Origin of the sequence: Streptomonospora halophila, from assembly GCF_039542725.1 — a bacterium.
GTDB classification, from domain to species: Bacteria; Actinomycetota; Actinomycetes; order Streptosporangiales; family Streptosporangiaceae; genus Streptomonospora; species Streptomonospora halophila.
In genome coordinates this window covers 1-16,745 of the sequence record NZ_BAABIK010000028.1, presented here as the reverse complement: position 1 = coordinate 16,745, position 16,745 = coordinate 1, and the positions used below count along the sequence as shown (strand labels likewise).

The window sequence follows — 16,745 nt, the reverse complement described above, 5'->3', positions numbered from 1 at the left end:
CGCCGAAGTGTCGTATGCCCTGTCCATCATGTCGTGCGACCGATGAGTTTCGCCGCGCGCGCCGGTCTGCACAGCGGTAGGCCGGACCGACCTGAGGAGCAGCGCCATGACCGAACTGACGACCCGCGAGCCCGTGACCGCCACGGTCGAGGCCCCCGGCGCGACCATCCACTACGACGTGCGCGGCGACCTGAGCCGGGCGACCGCCGACGCCCCTGTTCTCATGATGGTCGGCTCGCCGATGGATGCGAGCGGGTTCGCCACGCTGGCGGGATACTTCGGCGACCGCCCGGTCGTGACCTACGACCCGCGCGGCGCGGGGCGCAGCGTCCGGACGGACGGCGCCGCCGAGACGCGCCCCGAGGAGCACGCCGAGGACCTGCGCCTGGTGATCGAGGCGCTCGGCGCCGACCGGGTGGACCTGTTCGGCAGCAGCGGCGGCGCGCTCAACGCCCTCGTCCTGGTGTCGCGGCACCCCGAGCGGGTGCGCACGCTGGTTGCCCACGAGCCGCCGGTGGTCGAGGTCCTGCCGGACCGCGCGGTGGTCGCGGCGGTCTGCGAGGACATCCACGACACCTACCAGCGCAGCGGGATGGGCCCGGCGATGGCCAAGTTCATCGCCTTGGTGCAGCACGAGGGTCCGCTGCCCGACGACTTCGCCCAGCGGCCCGCACCCGACCCGGCCCTGTTCGGGCTGCCCACCGAGGACGACGGCTCCCGGGACGACCCGCTGCTGGGCCAGAACATCCGGAACAGCCCCGCCCACCGGCTCGACTACGACGCGCTGGCCGCCGCGCCGACGCGGATCGTCGTCGCGGCGGGGCGGGAGTCCGCGGCCGCGATGCCCGGTCGCGCCGCGATCGCCGTCGCGGCGCGCCTGGGCGCCGAGCCGGTCATGTTCCCCAGCCACCACGGCGGTTTCATGTCCGGGGAGTTCGGCATGGAGGGCGAGCCCGAGGCGTTCGCCGCCACCCTGCGGCGGGTCCTGTCCCAAGCCTGATTGCGGCGCTGGCGGAGCCGGCGGCGGGCTGCGGCGCACCGGGCACCACCTCACGCCGGGACGCAGCGGGTCGGCGGCGCGGCCGCGAAGGACCCGGCCGCGCCGGGGAACGCGAGCACGTCGTCCACGCGCAGGCGGTCGATCGGGGCGTCCTCGACCGGGGATCCGCCGGCTTGAGGCGTCCCGGCAGGCCACGGTGACCACCTCGGGGGCGCGCTCGGGACGCCGCCGGGGCAGGGGCCGGGACCCGTTCGCGGGGGCGACGGCCACCCCGGAGGGCGCGTCGGCGGTGCGGGCCGGCGGCTCCGCGCCGTCCACCACCGCGAACGCGCGGCCCGTCGGTGTGCTTGACGTCGGCGACCCGGGCCGGCACCCATTCGGCGCCGCCGTCACCGCGACCCCCGACGTCAGCCGGACGGTCTCGGCCGGACCGGTCGGCCGCGTGAGCGCCACCGCGCAGGAGTGCACGGCGGATGCGGCGGCGTCCGCGGCGAACTCCACCGACGAGCGGATCCGCGCACTCGGCCGGTGCCCGTGCCCGCTCGCCGCGGCTCGCGGCCGGGCGCGCGGCTTCGGGCGGGGTCAGAGCAGCAGCGCCGTCCCGACCGCGAAGGCGGCCGCTCCGAGGCCGGCGGCCGCGCGCCCCACAGGAGTGCCCAGCACCGTGTCCGACCAGGGCCCCTCGAACCGGCGCGCCACCGCCGTGACAGCGGCCAGGACCGCGGCCGCGGGCGCGATCCAGGCCAGGCGCCAGGCCGCCCACGCCGGATCGCCCGGCGGGTCGGTGAGGCCGGGGACCGGTCCCCACACCGACCCCGCGGCGGCCACCAGCAGCAGGGCCGTGAGGTGCCAGCAGAAGACGGTCAGCGCGCACAGGTTGAGCCCGGCGACCGCCGCCCAGGCGAGGGGACGGCGCAGCAGGCGCTCCAGCGGTGCGCGCAGCAGTACCGCCGCGCCGATCTGGGCCGCCGCCAGCGCCGACAGCAGCAGCGAGGGCGGCGCCGAGTTCGACCGGTCGGCGCCGGGGACCCCCACCGCGCTCACCGGGTACCCGGCGCACACCAGCGCGGCCACCCCCAGCGCTCCGCCGACCAGCAGCAGGAGCCCGGGCGGCCGGCGCAGGCGCCCGCCGGCCCAGGCGACGCCGAGCTGGTAGGCGAACAGCCACACGGGCAGCACGTTGGCGTACCCGGCCCAGTCGGGGACCGCCGGAGCCCACGGCCCGTACCGCGCCAGGTCGACGGCCGCCACGACCGCCGCGGGCGGGAGCGCCGCCGCCGCGCCCCAGCGCCGGTCGGCGGCGAGCGCCACCGGGGTCAGCGCCGTCGTCACCGCGTAGACGGCCACGAACCACAGCGGCTGCACGGTCAGCAGGGCGCCGGTGCGCAGGGTCTCCTCGGGCACGCCGAGCGTCGGCCCCGCCGCGAGCACCGCGCCCCACGCGGCGGTGACGACCAGTACGGGGCGGGCGAGCCGCGCCGAGCGCGCCCGTATCCAGTGCGCGTACCCCTCCCCGCGTTCACGCGACCGGCACAGGCCCAGCGCCGCGGCGCAGCCGCCGACGAAGAAGAACAGCCCGAGCGTGTTCAGCAGCCAGCTCGCCGGCGCCAGCCCCGGCATCGCCGCGAGCGGGCTGGCGGTCTCCAGCCCGCCCGGTGCCGCCACGAGTCCGGTCACCAGCCAGTGGCCCAGCACGACACCGACGACGGCGGCGGCGCGCACGCCGTCGACGGCCCGGTCGCGCGACGGCGGAGTCGCCCGGTCGATGCGCTCCGCGGCCGAGCGCAGCGTGCGGAGCGGCCCGGCTCCGCGGCGGGCGCTCCGGTCGGCCGTGCCGCCCGGGCCGGGGGCGGCCGCACGTCCCGCGGACGCGCGGTCGGGGGCATCGGCCCCCGACCTCCCCGCGCCGCGACCGCCCGATCCGTCCCCTGTGCCGCTCACGGCCGCTCCCCGCCGACCGCGGCGCGCTCACCCACGGCGACTGCGGCGGTGGCGGCCAGCGCGGCGCTGCCGGGCCGGTAGTACTGCGTGTGGCCGCTGATGTCGCCGGGATCGAAGCGGACGGCGCCGAAATCCGGGTCCATGGCGTCGGCGCCCAGCCCCACGGGCCCCGCGCGCAGGCTGGGCACCCAGCGGATCCAGTCGTCGCTCGCGCGTGTGGCCCACACCCGCGCGCGGATCGCGTCGCCGTCGGTCACCCCCATGCCCGGGCAGGCCAGCGCGACGACGTCGTCGGCCACGTCCGCGTGGGCGGCGGCCAGGCCGCACACGGCGGTGCCGTAGCTGTGGCAGGCGAGGGTGACGTGCGCGTCGGCGGGCAGGACCTCGCGCGTGAAGCGGACCAGCGCCTCGGCGCCCCGCCGGGCCCGCACGATGCCGGCGAGCTCGGGGCCGTAGCCCTGGGGCGGCAGGTAGCCCAGCCACACCACCACGGCGGCCGCCCGCGCGGGCGCGCGGTCGCGCATGGCTGCGTACAGCGCACGGCCGTTGGTCAGCGGTACCGCGCCCGGGTTGGCGCGGTTCGCGCGGAAGTTGTCCCGGGTCTGACCGGACCCGGGGACGACCACGGCGACGTGCTCGGCGCCGTCGAGGTCGCCCAGCACCTCCACCACGCGCCCGGAGCCGGAGGGGTCCTCGGCGAGGATGCGATGGCCCTCCACCACCGACTCGCCGTACTCCAGAGGATCCGGAGGCGGAGCCTTCGCCTCGGCGCCGGCTCGCGCGCCGCAACCCAGGCCGACGCAAGCCATCAATGCACAGAGCAGCAGGGCGGGCAACCGTCGAATCATGGGGCATGACGCTACGAATCCGGCTACCGAAGGCGCGTCACCGCTGAGAGCGAACCGGAACCTGGTCCCTGCGGGTGACACGCCGGCGCCTTTGCGGTCCGCGAGGGGCTGCCGGAGAACTGCGGCGGCCTCGGCGGCCGGATGCGGTCAGCGGTCCCGGGCCGCGCGGACCGCCCCCGGCGGGGCGGTCCGCCGCAGGGTCCCCCGTGCGCCCGTGCGCCCGGCTTCTACACCAGCCCGTTCTCGTAGGCGAACACGACGGCCTGGGTGCGGTCGCGCAGGGAGAGCTTGGTGAGGATGCGGCCGACGTGGGTCTTCACGGTCTGCTCGGCGAGGAACAGTTCGGCGGCGATCTCGGAGTTCGAGAGGCCGCGGGCGATGTAGCGCAGCACGTCGGCCTCGCGCGGGGTCAGCGTCTCGACGATCTCCGGTCGCGCGTGGACCTTCTCGCGGCGGCCGCGGGCGATGTCGGCGATGAGCCGCCGGGTGATCGACGGCGCCAGGAGCGCGTCGCCCTCGGCGACGACCCGCACCGCGGCGCGCAGATCCTCCACCGGTGCGTCCTTGAGCAGGAAGCCGCTGGCGCCCGCGCCGAGGGCCTCGTAGACGTACTCGTCGAGGTCGAAGGTGGTCAGCATGAGCACCCGGGGACCCCCCTCGCCGCTCTCGCCGACGATCTCGCGGGTGGCGGTGAGCCCGTTCATCGTGGGCATGCGCACGTCCATCACCACCACGTCGGGGCGGTGCTTGCGGGCCAGCGCGACCGCTTCGCCGCCGTCGGCGGCCTGGGCCAGCACGGCGATGTCCTCGGCCGCGTCGAGCAGGGTGGCGATGCCGTCCCGGACCATGTCCTGGTCGTCGGCGACGATCACGGTGATGGGCACGGAGCTCAGCCTATTCCGGATCGGCGGGGGCGGCGTCCGCCCCGGCGTCCAGCGGAAGCTCGGCCACGACGTCGAACCCGCCGCTTTCCGTGGGTGCCGCCCGCAGCCGTCCGCCGAGCATCGCCACGCGCTCGCGCATGCCGATCAGCCCGTGCCCGCCGGAGTCGAACACGGTGGCGGGCGGAGGCTCGGTGCGTGCGCCGTCCGCCGCCTCGCCGCCGCCCAGGACGGGCGGCCCGTTGGCCACGCGCACCGTGAGCGCCTCGGCGGTGCGCGACAGTGCGACGGTCACCGGCGCACCCGGCGCGTGCCGGCCCGCGTTGCTCACCGACTCCTGCACGATCCGGTAGGCGGACAGGTCCACCGCGTCCGGGAGACCGCGGGCGGCGTCGCGCGCCACGTCGGGGCCGCCCTCCAGCGTGACGTCCATGGCGGCCCTGCGGGCGTTCTCCAACAGCTCGGGCAGGAGCCCGAGCCCCGGCTGCGGAGCGCCCTCGGGCACGTCGTCCTCCTCGCGGAGCAGCCCCACCACGCGCCGCATCTCCGCCAGGGCATCGCGGGCGGCGTCGCGGATGGTGGTGAAGGTCGCGGCGGGCCCCTGTCCCAGGTCGGTGAACTTGTAGGGCGCGGCGTCGGCCTGGATGGCGATCATCGACATGTGGTGGGACACCACGTCGTGCAGTTCGCGCGCGATCCGCGAACGCTCCTCCAGGACCGCCTGGCGGGCGCGGTCGCGCCGGCGCAGGGCGCTCTCCTGCGCGAGCTGGCGCTGCGCCGCGCGCCGGCTGCGCACGTTGTAGCCGAACAGCAGCACCGCCGGCGCGATCGCGGCGACCCAGAGCGTCTGCCCCAAGGGGGTGCCCACGAGCACGGAGGCGGCGGCGATGTCGGCGACGGTGACTACGCCGACCCCGGCGGCGGTGCGTCCCGGGTAGGTGACGGCGACCGCGTAAAGCACGACGGGAAGCGAGACCAGCGTAGCGATCGGCCAGGGCCAGAAGCTCTGCGGCACCCCGCTGCCCCCGAACACCGGGGGTGACAGGAGCGCGATCGCGAACAGGGAGGCGAACAGCCCGGCCGCCGTGATACGCCACGTCAGCAGGGGGGCGACCGGAAGCAGCGCGAACGGGAGGCCGAGCGCGATGCCCAGGGGGACCGCGGCCATCGGGTCGAGGCCGTGGAACTGCACCAGCTGCACGGCGGCCAGGGCCGAGATTGCCACGCCGGCCCCGAGCAGCAGGAACCACGCCGTCGCCTCGCGGGGCAGGACCGGCGGCAGCGGGCCTTCGCCGTCGTCGTCGGGAACCTCGCCCTCGCGCGGCAGGACTGTCCACAGCAGCAGGTAGACGGGTATGCCCAGCGGGAAGGCGACCACCGCGAACAGCACGCGCAGGGTGACCGCCATCGGCTGGGACCCGTGTGCGAACGCCGCGCACACGCCCGCGACGATCCGGCCGTCGGAGGGGCGGACCGCTCCGTGGAGCAGCCGCAGCGGGCCCTGGGGCCGCTCCCCGGGTGTGCGCCAGAGTGCGTCGGCCACGGCGCGGACGGCCCACGCGGGGTCCAGCGCGCCGGCCGGGCGGCGCGCCTGGGGGCGGTCGCCGCCCTCGGCGGAACCGCCGTTGAGCGCGGGTGAGGCGGAGGCGGGGGCCGCGGGGGCCGCGCTTCCGGCGGCGCCCCGCGGCGAGGCATCGGCGGTCGCCGCGCCGGAGCCGCGCACGGCGCCGACCGCGCGCTGCAGGCGGCCGGCGTACTCGCGGCGCATCCGCACGTTGTCACCGAGCAGGAGGGCTGCGGCCGCGACGGCCGCGGACCACGGCCCCGCCCCCGGAACCGACATGATCGTCGCGGCCGCGACCGCCGTCGCCGCCGTACACGCGCCGACCGCGGCCACCACCGGGCGGGCGTACTGGGTTCCGATGAGGAACAGCACGACCAGATAGGACAGCGCGGCGGCGGCGGGGAACGGTGCGGAGCCCAGCCCGTACACCAGCGACGTCAGCAGCAGCGCCCCCGTCATCCACCGCCAGACCAGCAGCACGGAGGTCCGCAGGGCGAGCAGCGGCGCGCCGAGCGCGGCGCCGAGGGCGGCGGGGACGAAACCGCCGGCGCTGTAGGCGCTCAGATGCAGGGCGCTCACCGCGGAGACGCCGAGCGCGGCCGCGGCCGCGAAGAGGATCCCGTCGAACCGCTCGCGTCCCTCGGCGTCGGGCCGCTCGGCGATCCGCACCAGCCACAGCACCGGGTACGCGAGCAGGGGCACCACCAGCCGGGTGAAGCGCCGCCGCACCTCTGCGGCCGAGCGGCCGCTGCGTGCGGCGATCCCGGCGCACACCCCGCCCAGCAGCGGAGGTTCGGCGGCGGGGCCGGGGGCGCCTGCGGGCAGCCACCTCGGGACGGCGCTCGGCCGCCACCACACCGCGTCCAGGAGCCCGGCCACGAACGTCCGGCCGCCTCCCGCGGTACTCGGACCCCTCTGCCGGGGCTGTGCGCCGGCATCGGCCGAGCGCTCTTCGTCGGACATTCCCCGCCCACTGTCGAGACCTGGTACCGGGGCCGATCCGCGCCGATGGTGACGAAGGCCGCGGTCGGCTCACCGCAACTCTAGGCCGCCGAATGCGTCTCGGGCATGGTGCCGAGGTATCACGTCGCCGTGGCTCCCGGGTATCGGGCGAGGCGGGCCGAGCGGGCGCGGGGCCGGGCGGGCGGACGCCGGGAACCGTCCGAGGAGGCGCCCCGCAAGACCGCGGCGCCTCGCCCGCGACTCCGCATCCCCGCCCCGACCGCCGCCGCGGCCGATGCCGCCCTCCGCGCCCCTCAGCGTCCCGCCGCCGGCGGGTCCCCGCGGGGGCTAGGCTCGGATCAGCGGATCCGCCGCCAACGCAGGTCGAGGGAAGGGAAGCGGTCGGGAATGGACGTGCGCGGTTACATCGAGGAGCACCGCGGAGAGTTCGTCGCCGCGCTCAAGGAATGGGTCGCGATCCCGTCCGTCTCCGCTGATCCCGACCACCGCGGCGACGTGCGCCGCTCAGCGGAGTGGCTGCGCGACCGCCTCGCGGACACCGGGTTCCCCACTGCGGAGATCTGGGAGACCGGCGGCATGCCCGCCGTCTTCGCCGAGTGGCCGGCCGCCCACCCCGGCGCGCCCGTCGTCCTGGTCTACGGCCACCACGACGTGCAGCCGGCGCGCGTGGCGGACGGGTGGGACACCGATCCCTTCGCCGCCGAGGAGCACGGCGACCGGCTGACCGGACGCGGCGCCTCCGACGACAAGGGCCAGGTCCTCTTCCACGCGTTGGGCGTGGAAGCCGGTCTGGCCGCATCCGGCGCGAGCGCGCCGCCGGTGACGCTGCGGATGCTCGTCGAGGGAGAGGAGGAGTCCGGCTCGCCGCACTTCGCCGCGCTGCTCGAACGCAACCGCGACCGCCTGGCCTGCGACGTCGCGGTGATCTCCGACACCACCATGTGGTCGGCCGAGGTCCCCTCGATGTGCGTGGGCATGCGCGGGCTCACCGACTGCGAGATCACCGTCACCGGTCCCGACACCGACGTGCACAGCGGCTCCTTCGGCGGAGCGGTCCCCAACCCCGCCCGTGTGCTGGCCGGCCTGCTCGCCGGTCTGCACGACGACCGGGGGAGGGTCGCCGTGCCCGGCTTCTACGACGGTGTCGCCGAGATCAGCGACGAGGAGCGCGCCCTCCTCGCCAAGCTGCCCTTCGACGAGGCCGAGTGGCTGCGCACCGCCGGCAGCCCGGTGGCCGCCGGCGAGGAGGGCTACAGCGTTCTGGAGCGCCTCTGGGTGCGGCCCACCGCCGAGATCAACGGGATGTGGAGCGGCCACACCGGCGCGGGCACCAAGACGATCGTGCCCCGTTCGGCGCACGCCAAGGTCAGCTTCCGGCTGGTGCCCGGCCAGGAGCCCGCGCACGTGCAGGAGCGGGTGCGCGCGTTCGTCGCCGACCGCGTGCCCGCGGAACTCGGCGCCGAGGTCGCCTTCGGCGGTCCCGGCGTGCGCGCCTGCGCCTCCGACATCGGCTCGCCGGCGGTCCGGGCGGCGCGCTCCGCGATGGAGGAGGCGTTCGGCACCGAGGTGCTGTTCACCCGCGAGGGCGGCAGCGGTCCCGAGGCCGACATCGCCGATATCCTCGGTGCGCCGCTGGTCTTCCTCGCCGTCGGGCTCGACGAGGACCGCATCCACGCGCCCAACGAGAAGGTCGAGGTCCCCCTTCTGCTCAAGGGCGCCGAGAGTGCCGCCTACTTGTGGAACCGACTGGGGGCACGGCGCGAACCGTGAGTGCCGCGCGCGTCCCCGCGGGACCTGCCGGGCGCGGACGGCGACGACCGGGCTCCCGACCCGCCCCGGCACGCGGCGCGCGGACCGAGGCGCCGCGGGGGCCGGTCCCCGCCTCCCGATGACGAGAAGGGCCGATGCTTTCCTTCGACGAGATCCCAGCACTGTCCCGCGGCACCGTCGACCAGGCCGGCCACCGGCGCGGCGACGAGGAATGGCTGGACAAGGCCTGGGCCGATCCCGAGACGCGCGTGCTCGTACTGCAGGACGGCGCACCGGACGAAGGCCGCCAGGCGCGCATGGCCCGCCGCTCGCGCGCCCTGGTCGTCGCCGGCGACGACGGGCCGCGGCTGGCGTTCGCCCCGCCCGCTGAGGCGCCGGAGGGCGAGCGGTTCCTGCTCGGCCTCGACGAGGACGGGCGGGCGTACTTCGCGGTCCTCGCCGAGCCGGGCGCGCAGGTGCCGCAGCCGCCCGGCGCCGAACCCGCGTCGCTGCGCGAGGCGGGCGCGCTGCTGGGGGACCGCGACTCCGGCCTGCTCACCCACGCCGTCGCGCTGGCCCACTGGAACGCCACGCACCGCTTCTGCCCGGCCTGCGGAGCCCCAACCCGGCCTGCCGGAGCCGGCCATCTCCGGGTGTGCACCCGCGAGGGCACGGAGAACTACCCCCGCACGGACCCGGCCGTGATCATGCTGGTGCACCGCGAGGTCGGCGGGGTCGAGGAATGCCTGCTGGGCCACAATCCGCGCTGGCCCGAGGGCCGCTACTCGGTGCTGGCCGGGTTCGTCGAGCCGGGGGAGTCGCTGGAGCAGGCCGTGGTGCGCGAGGTCGCCGAGGAGACCGGCGTGGCCGTCTCCGACCCGCGGTACCAGGCGTCGCAGCCCTGGCCGTTCCCGCGCAGCCTGATGCTGGGCTACACGGCCCGTGCCACGGGGAAGGCCGAGCGCACCGACGACCAGGAGATCTCCGACGTCCGCTGGTTCACCCGCCCGGCCCTGCGCGAGGCCGTGGAGTCGGGCGAGGTCCTGCTGCCGGGCTCGGTCTCCATCGCGCGCAAGCTCATCGAGCACTGGTACGGCGGCCGCCTGCCCGGGGAGTGGTAGGCGCGGCCCCCGCGGCACGCGGCGGTCGCGCGACGCTCATGCGGAGGCGGGCCGACCCGTCCCGCCGCGGCCGCGGTGCGGCCCGCCGGTGCCGGCGCGCGGCGCCGGAATCCGGCGGTCTCCGGCACGGTGCGCCGCGGCGGCCAGGCGAGGTGCCGATGTCGGCCGTATCAGCCGCCGCGGCGCGGGGCGGCCTGTGCGGCGGCGCCCTCGGCGGCGAGCTCGACGGGCAGGGCGGTCAGGGGGTTGGTGGAGCTGGTCACCACTTCGCGGGCCATCTCGGCGACCTTGCGGCCGCGGGAGCGCGACGCCGATCGCAGCAGTTCGAAGGCCTTGCGCGGGGTCATCCCGTGGCGCTCGGAGAGGACGCCGATGGCCTGCTCGGTGACGACGCGGGTGTGCAGCGCGTGCTCCAGCTGCGCGACGGTCAGCCGCAGGCGCGCCTGCTCGTCCCCGTCTCCGTCACCGTCGCCGCCGGATGCGCGCGGGGGAGCGGGCGCCGATCCGCGCGGCTGCTCGTCGGCGGCCAGAAGGTCGGCGAGCACCATGGCGTTGAGCAGCTCGGGCAGCTCCTCGCCGTTGTGCACCCGCCATCCGCCGGAGGTCCGCCGGATCACGCCGGCCACGGCCGCCTCGGCGGCCGCCGCGCCGGCGGCGCTGTTCGACGTCACGTCTTTCCCCATATCCTCACTCCCCCGTGCAGGGCGGCGGCCGCCGCCCGCATTGGCGGCGGCCCGGCGCAGGGCGCCGGGCGGTCACGAGACCGACGCCGCGAGCTTCTCCTTGACCTGGGCCAGCGACGGGTTGGTCATCGCCGAGCCGTCGGCGAAGACCAGCGTCGGAACCGTCTGGTTGCCGCCGTTGACCCGCATGACGTACTCGGCGGCATCGGGCTCCCGCTCGATGTCCACCTCGTCGACCCCGATGCCCTCGCGCGAGAGCTGGCTCTTCAACCGCTTGCAGAAGCCGCACCAGGGCGTGGTGTACATCGTGATCGGACCGCCGTTCTGGGTGGTCATCGCAACTTCTCCTTCGACCGTAGGGGCAGGTCCCGACAGTTCGGGCCCGCGGAACGCGACGTGGAACGCCGATCCTTTCCAACGCCGCGCGCCCCGCGGAGCTTCCCGGCGCCGCTTCGTGTCAGTGCGGGTGGGACGCTCAAGGGCACACACCGGTTCCGAAAGTCCCGCGGTCCGCTGCAGGGCTGCGGCGACCTGCGCCGACGCCCTCGGCGCGGTCGAGGACGCCCGCGATTCCCCTCCACAGCAGGCAGGTCGGGCTTGGCCGTGCGCGCCCGGGGCCTGAGACTTGAGAGACTGAGCGGGCGGATGTGCTCGGCGCGGCCGGATGTGGCCGCAGCGAACGGAGCCGACGCGAACCGAACCCCACGGCCCGCCCGGCGGCTCCGGCGCCGGAGCCGCAGCGGAATGGAGGCGCAAGCATGGACCCGGACCGCGTGCTGGAGGGACTCGACCCCGAACAGCTGGAGGCGGCGCGCGCGCTGCGCGGCCCCGTGTGCATCCTGGCGGGGGCCGGGACCGGCAAAACACGCGCCATCACCCATCGCATCGCGCACGCGGTCGCCGCCGGCGTTGTCACCGAGCAGCAGATCCTCGCGGTGACCTTCACCACCCGCGCCGCCGGCGAGATGCGCGGGCGGCTGCGCTCGCTGGGCGCCCCGCGGGTGCAGGCGCGCACCTTCCACTCCGCGGCGGTGCGCCAGCTCTCCTACTTCTGGCCGCAGGCGATCGGCGGTCCGATGCCCTCCCTGATCGAGAGCAAGATCCAGGAGGTCGCCCGGGCGGCGCACGCCTGCGGGCTCCAGCTCGACCGGACCGGCCTGCGCGACCTGGCCGGCGAGATCGAGTGGTCCAAGTCCACCCAGGTGCGCCCCTCCGACTACGAGAAGTCCATCGTCAAAGCGGGGCGCACCGCCCCCATGCCCGTCCACGACGTCGCGCGGGCCTACGAGGCCTACGAGGAGCGGTGCCGCGACCGCAACCTGCTCGACTTCGAGTCGATGCTGGAGCTGACCGCGGCGATGATCGCCGAGCACCCGCAGATCGCCGACCGCGTCCGCGACCAGTACCGCTACTTCGTCGTCGACGAGTTCCAGGACGTCAACCCGCTGCAGAAACTGCTGCTGGACGCCTGGCTGGGCGACCGCGACGACGTCTGCGTGGTGGGCGACCCCAACCAGACCATCTACTCCTTCGCGGGAGCCACCCCCGGCTACCTCACGGGCTTCTCCGCCGCCTACCCGCACTCCACGGTCGTGCGGCTGGTGCGCGACTACCGCTCCACCCCCCAGGTGGTGCGGGTGGCCAACGGCGCGCTCAAGCACGCCCGCGGCGCGGCGGCCGAGCACCGCCTGGAGCTCGTGGCCCAGCGCCCCGACGGCCCCGACCCCCTCTACACCGAGTACGACGACGAACCGGCCGAGGCCACGTCCGTGGCCCGCAAGATCGCGGCGCTGATCGACGCCGGCACCCCGGCGCGCGAGATCGCGGTGCTCTTCCGCACCAACGCCCAGTCGGCGGCCTACGAGCAGGCGCTCGCCGACGCCGGGGTGGCCTACACCGTGCGCGGCGCCACCCGGTTCTTCGAGCGCCCCGAGATCCGCCAGGCCGTGCACACCCTGCGGGGCGCGCGCCAGGGCGCGGGGTCCGACCCCCTGGTGCAGACGGTGCGCGACATCCTCGCCCCCCTCGGGCTGGCCCCCGAGCCGCCGGAGGGCCGGCAGGCGCGCGAGCGATGGGAGTCGCTGGCGGCGCTGGCCCAGCTGGCCGAGGACGTCGCCGCCGCCCGGCCCGGCGCCACCATGGACGACTTCGCCGAGGAGCTGGACGCCCGCGTCGCCACCGAGCACGCGCCCGAGTACGAGGGCGTGACCCTGGCGAGCCTGCACTCGGCCAAAGGTCTGGAGTGGGACGCGGTGTTCCTGGTCGGGCTGACCGAAGGGCTCATGCCGATCGTCTTCGCCGAGTCCACCGAGCAGGTCGAGGAGGAGCGCCGGCTGTTCTACGTCGGCGTCACCCGCGCCCGCGAGCACCTGTCGCTGTCGTGGTCGCTGTCGCGCTCGCCCGGCGGCCGCAAGAGCCGCAAGCCCTCGCGCTTCCTCGACGGCCTGCGCCCGGCCTCGCCGTCGCTGGCCGGCCGCGACAACCGCAGGCAGGCCAAGGTGGTGCGGTGCCGGATCTGCGGGAACACCCTCACCGAGGCCGCCGAACGCAAGCTCGCCCGGTGCGGCGACTGCCCCGCCGACTACGACGAGGAGCTGCTGGAGCGCCTCAAGGCATGGCGGCGCGAGGCGGCCGAGCAGCAGAAGGTCCCGGCCTACGTGGTCTTCACCGACGCCACCCTGCAGGCCATCGCCGAGCACGTTCCCGCCGACATCGCCCGGCTCTCCCGCATATCCGGCGTGGGGGCGGTCAAGCTGGAGCGCTACGGTGAGGCGGTGCTGGCCCTGTGCGCAGGTGAGGAGCCCGCCGCCGAAGACCGAGGAGGGGTGCCCCATGGGGGACGGACAGAGCAGGCCGACTGACACCGCCGAGCCTCCCGGCCAGTCGGACCAGCCGGGCCAGAGCGTCGCCGGGCTGCTGGAGATCCTCGACCTGGAGCGCATCGAGGACAACATCTTTCGCGGGCGCAGCCCCGACGGCGGGCCGCAGCGCGTCTTCGGCGGGCAGGTCGCCGGCCAGGCCCTGGTCGCCGCGGGCCGGACGCTGCCGGCCGACCGCCGCGTGCACTCGCTGCACGCCTACTTCATCCGGCCGGGCGACCCCGCGGTGCCCATCGTCTACGACGTCGACCGGGTGCGCGACGGCCGCTCGTTCACGACCCGGCGCGTCACCGCGATCCAGCACGGCAAGGCGATCTTCACGCTCTCGGCGTCGTTCCACGCCGACGAACCCGGCCTGGAGCACCGGGTGGCCATGCCCGATGCGCCGGGCCCCGAGGAGCTGCCGACCATGCGCGAGCGGCTCTACAGCGCTTTCGGCAGGGTGCCGCGCTTCGCGAGCTGGCACCCGATCGAGATGCGGCCGGTCGGACCCCTGTCGTTCGAGGTCGAGCGCGACCCCGGCCTCAGCACCACCGACAACCTCGTGTGGCTGAGGGTGGGCGGCAGCCTGCCCGACGACCCCATGCTGCACGTCTGCCTGATGACCTACGCCTCGGACATGACGCTGCTGGACACGGTGCTGCTGCGGCACGGGCGCACGTTCTCCGGGATCTCCATGGCCAGCCTCGACCACGCCATGTGGTTCCACCGGCCGTTCCGCGCCGACGAGTGGCTGCTCTACGCACAGGAGACCCCCACCGCCGGAGGCGCGCGCGGGCTGGCGCGGGGACTGGTGTTCACCCGCGAGGGCGACCTGGTGTGCTCGGTCGTGCAGGAGGGCCTGCTGCGGGTGGTCGACACAGGGGAATCCGGCGGGTTCTGAGCCCGCCCCGCCCCGCTCCCTCCGCGTTGCGGGCGCAGGACCGCGCGTCCTCCGGGCGCGCGGTCCGGGCCCGCGGCGAGGCGCGTGCAACGCTTTCCCGGCCGCCGCAATTCCCGCTCCCGGCTGGCCGAGTCCGGACGAAACACCTGGTCAAAAATTGGTTGCCGGCTCTCACGGCCCCGCCATAGTCTTGACTCCGTCAGCGCCCGCGCAGGCCGTGGACGAGAGTCCGCTGCCCGACCCGGAAGGGAGGTGTCCCATCTAATGATCATGAGCATCGCCATCGGTTCCTTCGCCGTTTCCGGCGAGTTCGTCGCCATGTCCTGGGACACCGTGCGCAACGGCGCCGCATGCGGTCGGCCGCGTCCGGTCGGCGTCCAGGGCGTCTCTTCGGCGAACGCCCGGCTGACGCGTCCCGGTACCGAGCGGGGGCACGGCTATGCCCGCCTCGCCCGCACCGCGGATCTCAGCCGACTGGAATCCGAGTTCGCAGCAGCAACCCAGCGCCCCAAGGGCGTGGTGGGGGAGTGTCCACGGGGCATTCCGGCCTAGCAGTACGACGGCCGGGTGTCTTCCCCGTGGCCGCGGACCCCACACAGGGGCCGCGGCCATTTTGATCTTCAGCGGAGACCACCCTTCTCGAAGGGGCAGGAGTGTCTCCCGCCGATCGCAGGTCTTGGCCCCGCAGCCGGACAAACGTCCGGCCCAAGTAGCCGCCAACCGCGTTCGACACCACAGATCAGGGAGGACACCGATGCTTGCGTCGGTCCTGGAGACGTCGAGTTTCGGCGAGATCGAGATCCCCTGCAGGCAGGAGCCCGACCTCTTCTTCGCCGAGGCACCGGCGGACGTCGAGGCGGCCAAGGCCATCTGCCAGGACTGCCCGGTCCGCGAGCAGTGCCTGGCCGAGGCCCTTGAGCGCAGGGAGCCGTGGGGAGTCTGGGGCGGCGAGCTGCTCGTCTCCGGCAAGGTCGTGGAGCGCAAGCGCCCGCGCGGCCGCCCCCGGAAGAACGCCGAGCCCGTGGCGGCCTGACCGGCCGCCGCGGCCCGCCGCCCGCGGTCCTCGAACGAATCCGACCCCCGATAAACAGCACCAGCTCCCGGAAGGACACCCCGACGATGCTGCTCTTCGAGCTCGTCAACCTGCAGATGAACGTCGACCAGCGGCGCGAGCGGCAGCGCCTCCTGCTTGCGGCCCGCCGGCTGCGCGCCGTCCGGCGCGAGCGCGAGCGCGCCGAGCGGCTTCTCATGGAACTGCCGTGGTCACGCCTAAGTTGACCTGACCTGTGCGGGGCCGGTCCGCGCCGGACCGGCCCCGCACCGCCCGCTCCGGCGAGGTCTGCGCTGGCCACAACCGGTCACCTGGTTTTACGGGAGCGTGCCGCAGGTCACCGCCGACTGCGCTAGGTTCCCCGCCCGCAGCAGGGGCACAGACCGGGCGATCGCTTCCGATAAGGAGCAAAAAGTCGCAACACGGCCCTGTGGCGTCCGGCCCCTCTGAGCTAACGTGAAGCTGTGCCTCAGAACACCAAGGTCGAGGTACGCCGAAGTCCCCGCCGACGACGCACGGTCTCGGCCTATCGCGACGGGGACAAGACGGTCGTCCTCGTCCCCGCCACGTTCTCCCGCGCCGAAGAGAAGCGCTGGGTCGACCGCATGCTGGAGCGTCTTGAGGCACGCGAGGAGCGCCGCCGTCCCGACGACGACTCACTGCTGACCCGTGCGCTCGACCTCGCCGACCGCTACCTTGAGGGCCTGGCCCGCCCCGCGAGCGTGCGCTGGGTCGACAACCAGCAGACCCGCTGGGGCTCCTGCACCCCCGAGAACGGCTCCGTCCGGCTGTCGCGGCGGCTCTCCGGCATGCCGTCCTGGGTGGTCGACTACGTGCTGCTGCACGAGCTCGTGCACCTGATCATCCCGCACCACGGCCAGGAGTTCTGGGACCTGGTGCACCGCTATCCCAAGGCCGAGCGCGCCCGCGGCTACCTCGAGGGCGTCAGCGCGGCGCCGCGCCTGGACGCCGGCGACAGCGGTGAGATCGGCGAGGAGGACGACGTCGACGAGGTCGGCGAGGCCGAGGGCGCCGAGTCGGACCGTCTCGACTCCGACAGCGCCTGAGGCCGCCGCCGCAGCCGTACCGGTCGCCCGGAGCCGCGGCTTCGCGGCGCGGTGCGGCGAGCGGGTCCGCCCGCCGAAACCCGCCGCGCGCCGCAGACGCGTGGCACCATCCGCT

15 protein-coding genes are annotated in these 16,745 nt (G+C 75.2%); 9 read left to right on the top strand and 6 right to left on the bottom strand.

Features of this window, described 5'->3' with window-relative positions; all coding sequences use genetic code 11:
- Positions 1–106: 106 nt before the first annotated feature.
- Positions 107–1,000, top strand: a complete 894-nt coding sequence (locus ABEA15_RS20435; protein WP_345558317.1) for an alpha/beta fold hydrolase — start codon at positions 107–109, stop codon at positions 998–1,000.
- 582 nt (positions 1,001–1,582) lie between these two features.
- Here the strand turns inward: ABEA15_RS20435 and ABEA15_RS20430 are convergent.
- From ABEA15_RS20430 to ABEA15_RS20415, 4 genes are all read right to left on the bottom strand, one after another.
- Positions 1,583–2,941, bottom strand: a complete 1,359-nt coding sequence (locus ABEA15_RS20430) for an acyltransferase family protein (RefSeq protein WP_345558315.1) — start codon at positions 2,939–2,941, stop codon at positions 1,583–1,585.
- Positions 2,938–3,789: an alpha/beta hydrolase gene (locus ABEA15_RS20425; RefSeq protein ID WP_345558313.1), complete on the bottom strand. Its 852-nt coding sequence runs from the start codon at positions 3,787–3,789 to the stop codon at positions 2,938–2,940. The genes ABEA15_RS20430 and ABEA15_RS20425 overlap by 4 nt, the downstream gene beginning before the upstream one ends.
- Before the next feature lie 227 nt (positions 3,790–4,016).
- Complete coding sequence (locus ABEA15_RS20420) at positions 4,017–4,673, bottom strand: response regulator (RefSeq protein WP_344141767.1); 657 nt, start codon at positions 4,671–4,673, stop codon at positions 4,017–4,019.
- A 10-nt stretch (positions 4,674–4,683) separates the two neighbouring features.
- Complete coding sequence (locus ABEA15_RS20415) at positions 4,684–7,197, bottom strand: histidine kinase (RefSeq protein ID WP_345558311.1); 2,514 nt, start codon at positions 7,195–7,197, stop codon at positions 4,684–4,686.
- 387 nt (positions 7,198–7,584) lie between these two features.
- Here ABEA15_RS20415 and ABEA15_RS20410 point away from each other — a divergent pair, with 387 nt between their 5' ends.
- Together ABEA15_RS20410 and nudC are read left to right on the top strand one after the other, a co-directional pair.
- Entirely contained in the window at positions 7,585–8,967 is a 1,383-nt protein-coding gene (locus ABEA15_RS20410) for a M20/M25/M40 family metallo-hydrolase (RefSeq protein WP_345558309.1), read from the top strand.
- Between the two features lie 134 nt (positions 8,968–9,101).
- On the top strand, positions 9,102–10,067 hold the full coding sequence (gene nudC, locus ABEA15_RS20405; RefSeq protein WP_345558307.1) for an NAD(+) diphosphatase: 966 nt from the start codon (positions 9,102–9,104) through the stop codon (positions 10,065–10,067).
- A gap of 170 nt (positions 10,068–10,237) precedes the next feature.
- On the opposite strand, the gene ABEA15_RS20400 is transcribed toward nudC, so the two are convergent.
- Together ABEA15_RS20400 and ABEA15_RS20395 are read right to left on the bottom strand one after the other, a co-directional pair.
- Entirely contained in the window at positions 10,238–10,750 is a 513-nt protein-coding gene (locus ABEA15_RS20400; RefSeq protein ID WP_425579419.1) for an ANTAR domain-containing protein, read from the bottom strand.
- A 72-nt stretch (positions 10,751–10,822) separates the two neighbouring features.
- Positions 10,823–11,086, bottom strand: a complete 264-nt coding sequence (locus tag ABEA15_RS20395) for a mycoredoxin (protein ID WP_344141760.1) — start codon at positions 11,084–11,086, stop codon at positions 10,823–10,825.
- Between the two features lie 422 nt (positions 11,087–11,508).
- Between ABEA15_RS20395 and ABEA15_RS20390 the strand changes: the two genes are divergently transcribed.
- The 6 genes from ABEA15_RS20390 to ABEA15_RS20365 all read left to right on the top strand — a co-directional run bounded on the left by ABEA15_RS20390 (position 11,509) and on the right by ABEA15_RS20365 (position 16,630).
- A complete protein-coding gene (locus ABEA15_RS20390; protein ID WP_345558303.1) occupies positions 11,509–13,611 on the top strand; it encodes an ATP-dependent DNA helicase UvrD2 in 2,103 nt (700 codons plus the stop codon).
- Positions 13,583–14,512 (top strand): acyl-CoA thioesterase, encoded by a 930-nt coding sequence (locus ABEA15_RS20385; RefSeq protein ID WP_345558301.1) that lies wholly within the window; start codon positions 13,583–13,585, stop codon positions 14,510–14,512. The genes ABEA15_RS20390 and ABEA15_RS20385 overlap by 29 nt, the downstream gene beginning before the upstream one ends.
- Positions 14,513–14,782: 270 nt before the next feature.
- Positions 14,783–15,064 (top strand): hypothetical protein, encoded by a 282-nt coding sequence (locus tag ABEA15_RS20380; protein WP_344141756.1) that lies wholly within the window; start codon positions 14,783–14,785, stop codon positions 15,062–15,064.
- A 202-nt stretch (positions 15,065–15,266) separates the two neighbouring features.
- Entirely contained in the window at positions 15,267–15,545 is a 279-nt protein-coding gene (locus ABEA15_RS20375) for a WhiB family transcriptional regulator (RefSeq protein WP_344141755.1), read from the top strand.
- 86 nt (positions 15,546–15,631) lie between these two features.
- Positions 15,632–15,790 carry a hypothetical protein gene (locus tag ABEA15_RS20370; protein WP_344141754.1) on the top strand — a complete coding sequence of 53 codons (159 nt, stop codon included), beginning with the start codon at positions 15,632–15,634 and terminating at the stop codon, positions 15,788–15,790.
- A gap of 237 nt (positions 15,791–16,027) precedes the next feature.
- A complete protein-coding gene (locus ABEA15_RS20365; protein WP_344141753.1) occupies positions 16,028–16,630 on the top strand; it encodes a M48 metallopeptidase family protein in 603 nt (200 codons plus the stop codon).
- Positions 16,631–16,745 lie beyond the last annotated feature (115 nt).